Here is an 8761-nt window from a genome sequence, read left to right on the forward strand (position 1 = left end):
GCGGCATGGGCACATCCGGCGCGATGTCCCGAAAAGCGACCGTTCCCGGCCCGGGGCCGGCGCCGGGCGCAGCGGGCCGGCGGATGACGGGTCGGCATAGCCCTTCCGCCCGCCGGCCGCGCCGGGCCGGTCCCGAAACGCGAAGGCGCGGCGCCCGGGGTTCCCCCGCGACGCCGCGCCCTGCAGTCCTCATGGCGGGCCGCCGGGGCGGCCCGCACTTGCCCGCGTCACGCCACCAAGTCGAACCGATCAGCGTTCATGACCTTCGTCCAGGCCGCCACGAAGTCGGTCACGAACTTCTCGTGGTTGTCGTCCTGGGCGTAGACCTCGGCATAGGCGCGAAGCATGGAGTTCGAGCCGAACACGAGGTCCACGCGCGTGGCCGTCCACTTGACCTCGTCGGTCTTGCGGTCGCGGATCTCGTAGAGGTTCTCGCCCGCGGGCTTCCACGCATAGGCCATGTCGGTCAGGTTCACGAAGAAGTCGTTGGTGAGCGCCCCTTCACGGTCGGTGAAGACACCGTGCTTCGTGCCCCCGTGATTGGTGCCGAGCACCCGCATCCCGCCCAGCAGACAGGTCATTTCGGGCGCGGTCAGCCCCATGAGCTGTGTCCGGTCGAGCATCAGCTCCTCGGGGCTCACCGCGTAATCCTTCATCAGCCAGTTGCGGTAGCCGTCGGCGACGGGCTCGAGCGGGGCGAAGCTGTCCGCGTCGGTCATCTCGTCGGTGGCGTCCCCGCGGCCCGGCGCGAAGGGCACCTCGACATCGATCCCCGCGGCCTTCGCGGCCTTCTCGATGCCCACGTTGCCGGCCAGCACGATCACGTCCGCGATGGACGCGCCCGTTTCGGCCGCGATGGGCTCGAGCACTCCCAGCACGCGCGCCAGACGCTCGGGCTCGTTGCCGGCCCAGTCCTTCTGCGGCGCGAGACGGATGCGCGCGCCGTTGGCGCCACCGCGCATGTCCGAGCCGCGGAAGGTCCGCGCGCTGTCCCAGGCCGTGGCGACCATGTCGGCCACGGAAAGCCCGCTGTCGACGATCTTCTGCTTGACCGCCGCGACGTCATAGCCCGTGGGGCCGGCCGGAACCGGATCCTGCCAGATCAGATCCTCCTGCGGCGCATCGGGGCCGATGTAGCGCTCCTTCGGGCCCATGTCGCGGTGCGTCAGCTTGAACCAGGCGCGGGCGAAGCTGTCCTTGAAATACTCCGGATCGGCCATGAACTTCTGGCAGATCGCGTTGTAGGTCGGATCCATTTTCATCGCCATATCGGCATCGGTCATGATCGGCATGCGGCGCACCGAGGGGTCGCTCGCATCGACCGGCATGTCCTCTTCCTTGATGTCGACGGGCTGCCACTGCCACGCGCCTGCGGGGCTTTTCTTCAGTTCCCACTCGTGGCCGAAGAGCATCTCGAAATAGCCCATGTCGAACTTGGTGGGTTCCGTCGTCCAGGCGCCCTCGATCCCCGAGGTGATCGCCTTGCTTGCAAGGCCCGCCTGCGCCGCGTTGACCCAGCCCAGGCCCTGGCTCTCGGGGCCGCAGGCCTCCGGCTCGGGGCCGAGCGCGGCCGCGTCGCCGTTGCCGTGGCACTTGCCCACGGTGTGACCGCCCGCCGTGAGCGCCGCGGTCTCGACGTCGTCCATCGCCATCCGCGCGAAGGTCTCGCGCACCTGCGCGGCCGTCTGGAGCGGGTCGGGCTGGCCGTTCACGCCCTCGGGGTTGACGTAGATCAGGCCCATCTGCACCGCGGCGAGCGGGTTCTCCATCGTGTCGGGCTTGCTCACATCCTCGTAGCGGGTGTCGGACGGGGCGAGCCACTCCCGCTCGGCGCCCCAGTAGACATCCTTCTCGGGGTGCCAGATGTCCTCGCGCCCGAAGGAGAAGCCGAAGGTCTCGAGCCCCATCGATTCATAGGCGACGTTGCCCGCCAGGATGATCAGGTCGGCCCAGCTGATCCGGTTGCCGTATTTCTTCTTGATCGGCCACAGAATGCGCCGCGCCTTGTCGAGGCTGGTGTTGTCCGGCCAGGAGTTGAGCGGCGCGAAGCGGATGTTGCCGGTTCCGGCACCGCCCCGGCCGTCGGCCAGACGGTAGGATCCGGCGGCATGCCAGGCCAGGCGGATCATCAGGCCGCCGTAATGCCCGTAGTCGGCCGGCCACCACTCCTGGCTGTCGGTCATCAGCGCGTGCAGGTCGGCCTTCAGCGCGTCGACGTCGAGTTTCTCGACCTCTTCGCGGTAGTTGAAGGTCTCCGCCATCGGGTCGGGCTTGCGATCGTGCTGATGCAGGATGTCGAGGTTCAGCGCGTTCGGCCACCAGTCCATCACGGTGGTGCCGAGCGCGGTCATGCCACCATGCATCACCGGGCATTTGCCTGCGGGGATATCGTTTCCGTCCATGTCTTTCTCCAATCGTGACTGCGTTGCGTGTCCGGCGGCCGAGAGGTGCCTGCGTATGGGCCCTGCGGCAAACCGCGCGGCGCTTTGGCGGGCCTTGCTTCTGGCCTGCTGCCACCGGCGCGCCGCGGTGGCGAAACCCTCCCGTTTCCTGGAATCGTTCTAGCAAACCCGAGCGATTTGTGTAAGTTTCTTTTTCTGATATGTTTGATAAGTCGCACTTATGAGAAATCTGACCATCAAGCAGCTTCGCTATCTCGACGCGCTGGCGCGGCACGGGCATTTCGGGCGGGCGGCCAATGCCTGCGCGATCTCGCAGCCCGCGCTCTCCATGCAGATCCGCGACCTCGAGGAAACGCTCGGCACGCCGCTTTTCGAGCGGGGCGCGCGGCAGGTCCGCCTGACCGGCTTCGGAGAGGAGGTCTCTGCCCGCGCCCGCGAGATCCTGCGCTCGGTCGACGAGCTTTCCGATCTCGCCCGCGCCGCGCGGGACAGCCTAGCCGGCAGGCTCAGGATCGGGATCATCCCGACCGTGGCGCCCTATCTTCTGCCCGGCATCATGGCCGAACTGTCGCGCCGCTACGGCGAACTCGACATCCGGGTCCGCGAAACGCTCACCGCGCGACTGATCGAGGAGTTGTCGGAGGGCCGCCTCGACACCGCGATCGTCGCCCTGCCCGTCTCGGAACCCGCCTTGGCCGAAATCGACCTCTTCGCCGAAGAGTTCGTTCTGGTGCGGCCGGCCGGCGATGCGGACAAGCCCGTTCCGAGCGCCGAGCGGCTGCGCGAGATGCGTCTTCTCCTGCTCGAGGAGGGGCACTGCTTCCGCGACCAGGCCCTGTCCTTCTGCAACATGCACGCTGCGCGCCCGCGCGAGCTTCTGGACGGAAGTTCGCTCTCCACCCTGGTGCAGATGGTCGGCGCCGGCATCGGCGTCACCCTGATCCCCGAGATGGCGGTGCCCGTCGAGACACGCTCCGCCGCGGTCAGCGTGGCGCGCTTCGCCCCGCCCGGCCCGGCGCGACGGATCGGCATGATCTGGAGGAAATCGAGCCCGCTGGCCGAGCAACTGCACCGGGTCGCCGAGGTTGTGCGCCACGCCGCAACCCGGCCCGCCGACAAGGGCGGCGCGAGCTAGATCGGGACGGACGCGCCGATGGCGTATTGTGTGACGGCGCCGGAGCGCGGCCTCACGGCACGCGATGTCAATGGCTCGGGTCGCCTTGCTCCGGTATCACGCTGGCCACGCTGAATGACGTCGCCGTGCTCTCGATATCCCGCGCATGCCGCGTCGCGTCACGTACGAAACCCGGGTGACGGCAGGCGACAGAAGATCATGCCCGAACCGGTGCTGGTTCGCGGGGAGAGGCGAAGAGATGACGAAACCGGAGATGCTTCGACCGACCGTGCTCCATGACGGTCGGATCCGGATCCCACTGTCCGAGCAGGACGGGGCGGTGGCATGACATCAGCATGAGCTCGCCAAGCGCAGTCGAATAGGGAGTTTCACGAACGAGGCTGAAGGCAGCATCGGCCGGCAGAGAGACGCTGAGCCTATCCCCGGAGAAAGCGAACGAGGGGTCTATTGCATCTCCTCCCTCCATCCAGTCCATTCCGCTGCTTGCGAGAGTAAGTTCGCCTGGGCCGTGCAACCTCAGAAGAGTGACCGTCCCTTCGCGGCACCGCGCGGGTGAAGGCGCATCGGAAGGGTCGGCAACCACGAAATCCTCGGGGGCGCCAGCTGACAGAAAAGCGCAGGATTGGCGCATGGCGGATAGTTCGACATTCGTCTGCAATTGCTGATCCAGTTCTCGCGGAACCGTCACGCCGAATTTCCGACCGAGCCGCTTGACCGCCTCGCGGGCGAGTCCATCCCTCATCGTCGTGCCGAATGAGCGGCTCTTGGCATGGTGAACGAAAATGCTAGGCATGCAGGCGAGCCTCCAGCCCGACTGTGTCAGGCGCAGGCACATATCGTTCTCTTCACCATAGCCCCGGGTGAAGGTCTCGTCGTCGAAGCCGCCCACACGATCAACGGCGTGCCGGCGAAAAACCGTGCAGAAGCCATTGAGTACCGGCACGTCGATCAGGAGGTCGGCAAACCTCTGCCCGAGAAACGAATTCAACGTATCTCGATGTCGACGATCATGACCGAGAGCATCGTTGGTCGAAAAGGATCCGTCGGAGGCGTGGACATTCGGAATGGACTGGTAACTCGCAGCATTCGACACCGGCCCGACACCGGCGAGCCAGGAGTTCTCACGCAGGGCCGCTAACAGCGGGCCGAGCCATACGGACGGAACGAGCGTGTCACTGTTCAGGACGCAGACAAACTGCGTCTCGACCGTGTCCCAGACCAGCCTTAGATTTCGTGTGTATCCGCGGTTGCGAAAGTGGGCGACGAAAGTGATGTTGTCATTCCCCTCGAAACGGTGGCGCAAAAGCTCCAGAACATCCAGGCGAGACCCGTCGTCTGCAAGCAATATGGATGTCGAGCCTGCATCGCTCGCCAGAAGGCTCTCGATACAGGCAACCGAGTCTTCCGCCGCGTTAAAGACCGGCACGACAATCGTCACGTCACGCATGATTGACGAACCTTCCCCGACTGTTGCGATGAGGCTCCTTCGAGAAGAAACGGCTGTGCGCTGCCGAACCATCGCCGTCCAGCGGCGCGATGGAGATATTCCCCCGCCATGCCGCCGGCGTGAAGCTCAGTTGATCGCGCCGCGACCCGGTCGCGATCGAGGTCCACCAGCTATCGAGGAAGGCGCGCACGGCCAGGTCGGACGCTTGCAGAAGAAGGACGTTGGTCTCGTAGAGACCCCAGTTCGCCGGCATGCCCTCCGCCTTGAGCCTTTGCACGACATCGTCGACCACCGTCGAATGGTCGAGGCCAAGTGCCTTGACAGCCTCCGCTTCCGCGTAAACGCAAGAGCGGTCCGGATGCGAGAATGTGGCGACTTCGGACAGTGCGGAATGGGCGGTGAGGACAGCCGCGGCCCCCTTGTGGCAAGCGATGTTGCCATCCATCCAGACCGTGGTTTCGGCCCAAGGGAAAAGGACGTGGGGATGTGTCTTGTACCATAGACACAGCCGCTTCGTGTCCCGTTCCCCAAAAACCGGTCTGACGATATGCCACTCCGAGCCGGGCGAAAGAAACCTCATGTCCGTTATCAAGACATAGAGCGTGTCGTCCATTCCCGCAGGCGGCCGGGGCGGGTCGGCATCGTAGTTCCCGAGGGACACGCTGTAGACAACCCGTCGCGTCATCGGCAAACCATGGCGCCCCGCCACAAGGTCACGATCCGTCGGCTCCTCGCGTTTTTCGACCGATCGGATCCACGGCACGCACAAGGCGACGGGTCTGACATCGATCGCCGTCTGCAATTGCCGCAGGTCCGCGATGGAGCGAGCGTCTGGAAGGGCGGAGTCACGCCCGGCCTCCTCACCGTCCTCCCCGAGGGGCACGATGCGCAGGGGCTCATCCACGCTCAGAGACGCGATCCTCTCGTTCGCGCCGTGAAACCGACCCGCCGCCTCCCGCGACAGGAGGAGAGCGATCACCTCGAGAAAGCGCTGATCGACCGAGGCATCGGACCGCGGTCGCGCCCCGAGATACTTGAAGCGGTTCTCCACCAGACCAAAGGAGAATGCGTACCGGAATGCCCCGTAAGGGGACATCCCGGCTTGGCGAAGATCGCGATGCTCCTGGGCGTATTTCGAAAGATCGAACCGCGCGCAGTCGACCAGCGCGCCTGCCCGCAGAGATCGAACGACATCGCCGACGGTATTTACGCCTTCCAACGTTGCGACGTCACGGAGCGCGGGATGGAGGAAGAAGTGCCGTGACACGTTCTCGTCGAGGAGCCGTGCGAAACTGGGCGCGGATATATCCTCGGATGCAAGCCAGGCCGGGCAAACAAGCGGCGACGGCGACCACATCGATGTGGTCAGTGGGGACTGCGCCACCTCGCTCACCAGGCCGAGAAATGCACGGAAGTCCATCTCGCCACAGTGGTCTAGGGAATGAACCCACCGACAATGCAAGAGATCGACCGCCGGATGGGGATCCCGCCCCTCGGCGAACCCGTTGCGGCAGAAATGTTGGAAAGGATCGACGCCGGCGCGCCGGACATCGAGGTTGATCGAGAGGTAGAACGACTCGTCGAACAGGCCTGTCGCTCGGAACGCCTCCTCGAGATCGCCCGCATCGACGTTTCCCGTGCGGTCGTCCCAAGACCCTTCCGCCTGCACAAGATCATCCACTGTATTCGATCCTTCCGTCGTCTGGTGTGCCCGCGTGCCATGCACCGCCGCTGTCATCCCCTGCTCGTCGCCCGGCATCGGGCGAGCGTCGCGTCGATTGCACCGGAAAGCGCCTCTGCCATGCGATCGAGACCGAACGCGCTCACGAGCTCGCCCCGCCGTGCCCTGACACGTTGCTTGCGCTCTGCCATACTTTCGTAGATCTGCCGCAGGGCACGGGCCGCATCGTTCAGGTCGGGTTCGTAGAGCGTGATACCGTCCTCTCCATACTGCCGGACCAGCGAGGCCGCCGCCGGGTCCGGGATACTCGCGATCTCGACTTCCCGGGTCTCGATGAATTCGGTGCCCCAGCGCGGCAGATATTCTGCCATCGCCGTCGATGCGGGCGCCACCGTCGGAAGCCCGGAATGCAGGGCCTCCCAGAGCGGCATGCACCATCCCTCGCCGCGGGAAAGTGTGAAGACGGCGTCATGCCTGTTCAGATGACGGCGCATCCAGAGAAGGGAGAGCGAATCGCTGCCGAAAGAGACACGGATATTCCGTGGAAAATTCCGAGCCCGGGCGAAAAGATCCGTAAACGCCCGTCCGTTCAGGCCGCTGAAACATTGCAGATGGACGTGCACTGGCGCGCCATCGGCAAAGGCACGCGCAAAGGCAGGCAGGATGAGATCGGTCCCCTTTCTGTATCCGAACGAACCGACGAACAGATAGGAGGTTTCTTCTGCGCCCTCGGATCGGTAGCTGGGCACCGGCACGAAGAATTCGGCGTCGATCGCCTGCGGGCAGACATGCACGTGGTCATGATGGCGTTCAAAAACGCTTCGATCGAACTCGCCCGGTACGATCAGGGTATCCGCCTGCGCCAGCCACTGCGCCCATTCCGAGCGCAAGCCGCCAAGTGCGTTCTGCGTATAGTAGAGAAACGGCTTCCCCGATGTCTTGAGCGGCGCCGGCGATCCGATGCGCAGCGTCGCGTCCCACCCCTCCTCGCACGAGGGCAGATGGGCAAAGGTTTCCGGGCGCGACGCTCCGTGCGGAACGCTCCGTGATCTGTCGTGTGCGACGCATACTTCATACCGCGAGTGCTCGTGCAGCGCTCGGATGACCATGCGTGCTAGCTGACCGTAACCGGTCTGCTCGTATCGTCGGAACCCGTCGTCAATGAAGATCCGCGCCAAGAGATACCCTTCATCGATGGAGGCCGCCTCCTACGAAAGGAGGTAGTCACCCTTGCGAAAATCCAGCACGGTGCTGATGTTGAAACCCGTCCAACATGCCTCGGGAATATTGTGCCGCTGCAAGGTTGCCGGGTCGATATCTTTTGCGAGATCGGGTGCATCCGGCAGTCTGATGACAGCGCCGAGATGCCTGGCGATATCTGCCGCGCCGAGCCGCCGCACATGATCGAACTGACCGAAGCGCGCGGTCCTCTCCTCATCCGGAAGATCGGCGAAGCTTTCGTCCCAGTGACCGAGGATGATCGGAATGACGCATAACTGGTGGCCCTCCGGCCGGAACATCCGGTCGAGATGGTGCATCGAGTAGCCGATATCACAAGGCGTATGCACGAGAACATAACGATGGATGATGATATCGAAGTCGTTGTCAAGCCAATCGTCGAGGTCGCAGAGATCTACGAAAGCGCATCGATCGAGGAACTCGTATCGCGTCACGTCGAAATCTGCCGCAACGTAATTCTGGGATGCGATAGGCTTGGACAGGAAATCGTATAGGCCCTTGTCCGGCGCGATTTGAAGAATCCGCATTGAGCGCTTCAGGTCTAGCCGTGCAAGATACAGTTCGAGCGCCCGCGTCCGCTCGAGTGAAAGGCACGTCGTGCACTTGACGGCGGCGCGACGGTTCATGTCCATGAACTCGTGCCCGCCGCAGAGGTTGCACCACATTTCGCTGTCGTCTCGCATCAGCAGCCGTCACCGGGAAGGTTCACTTAAACCAAGGTAGCGGCAACAACGGCCGCAGCGTCCAAGAGAGACATCCGAAAGGTTAACATTCTGTAAATGAACCCCGCCGGGTTTGCCGGAGGCTGATTTCGGATAGTTACGCTGCCATGGTCTGAGTTTCCAGAGTGGCGTGGT

The 8761-nt window shown here is 64.2% G+C and carries 6 protein-coding genes; 1 reads left to right on the forward strand and 5 read right to left on the reverse strand.

Translation table 11 applies throughout. The annotated features are described in order from the left end of the window. Nucleotides 1-227 precede the first annotated feature (227 nt). A complete protein-coding gene (gene katG / locus AB6A69_RS14385) occupies nucleotides 228-2402 on the reverse strand; it encodes a catalase/peroxidase HPI (RefSeq protein WP_371061276.1) in 2175 nt (724 codons plus the stop codon). 220 nt (nucleotides 2403-2622) lie between these two features. Here katG and AB6A69_RS14390 point away from each other — a divergent pair, with 220 nt between their 5' ends. Further along, the gene (locus AB6A69_RS14390) at nucleotides 2623-3537 is read left to right on the forward strand and encodes a LysR substrate-binding domain-containing protein (protein ID WP_371061277.1); all 915 of its coding nucleotides are present in this window, start codon (nucleotides 2623-2625) and stop codon (nucleotides 3535-3537) included. A 196-nt stretch (nucleotides 3538-3733) separates the two neighbouring features. On the opposite strand, the gene AB6A69_RS14395 is transcribed toward AB6A69_RS14390, so the two are convergent. From AB6A69_RS14395 to AB6A69_RS14410, 4 genes are read right to left on the reverse strand one after another with little or no spacing between them, the layout of a single operon-like run. Further along, nucleotides 3734-4984: a glycosyltransferase family 2 protein gene (locus tag AB6A69_RS14395; RefSeq protein WP_371061278.1), complete on the reverse strand. Its 1251-nt coding sequence runs from the start codon at nucleotides 4982-4984 to the stop codon at nucleotides 3734-3736. Continuing rightward, entirely contained in the window at nucleotides 4977-6665 is a 1689-nt protein-coding gene (locus AB6A69_RS14400) for a glycosyltransferase domain-containing protein (RefSeq protein ID WP_371061279.1), read from the reverse strand. Before AB6A69_RS14400 ends, AB6A69_RS14395 begins: the two co-directional genes overlap by 8 nt. A 53-nt stretch (nucleotides 6666-6718) precedes the next feature. Continuing rightward, nucleotides 6719-7843, reverse strand: coding sequence for a glycosyltransferase family 4 protein (locus tag AB6A69_RS14405; protein WP_371061280.1), 1125 nt, complete (start codon nucleotides 7841-7843; stop codon nucleotides 6719-6721). Nucleotides 7844-7873: 30 nt separating this feature from the next. Further along, complete coding sequence (locus tag AB6A69_RS14410) at nucleotides 7874-8587, reverse strand: hypothetical protein (protein WP_371061281.1); 714 nt, start codon at nucleotides 8585-8587, stop codon at nucleotides 7874-7876. Nucleotides 8588-8761 lie beyond the last annotated feature (174 nt).

Origin of the sequence: Rhodosalinus sp. 5P4, assembly GCF_041365695.1 — a bacterium.
In the GTDB taxonomy this organism is placed as follows: Bacteria; Pseudomonadota; Alphaproteobacteria; order Rhodobacterales; family Rhodobacteraceae; genus Rhodosalinus.

Coding starts and splice junctions, on each gene's coding strand:
- katG (WP_371061276.1), bottom strand. CDS start 2,402: ATGGACGGAAACGATATCCCCGCAGGCAAATGCCCGGTGATGCATGGT.
- AB6A69_RS14390 (WP_371061277.1), top strand. CDS start 2,623: ATGAGAAATCTGACCATCAAGCAGCTTCGCTATCTCGACGCGCTGGCG.
- AB6A69_RS14395 (WP_371061278.1), bottom strand. CDS start 4,984: ATGCGTGACGTGACGATTGTCGTGCCGGTCTTTAACGCGGCGGAAGAC.
- AB6A69_RS14410 (WP_371061281.1), bottom strand. CDS start 8,587: ATGCGAGACGACAGCGAAATGTGGTGCAACCTCTGCGGCGGGCACGAG.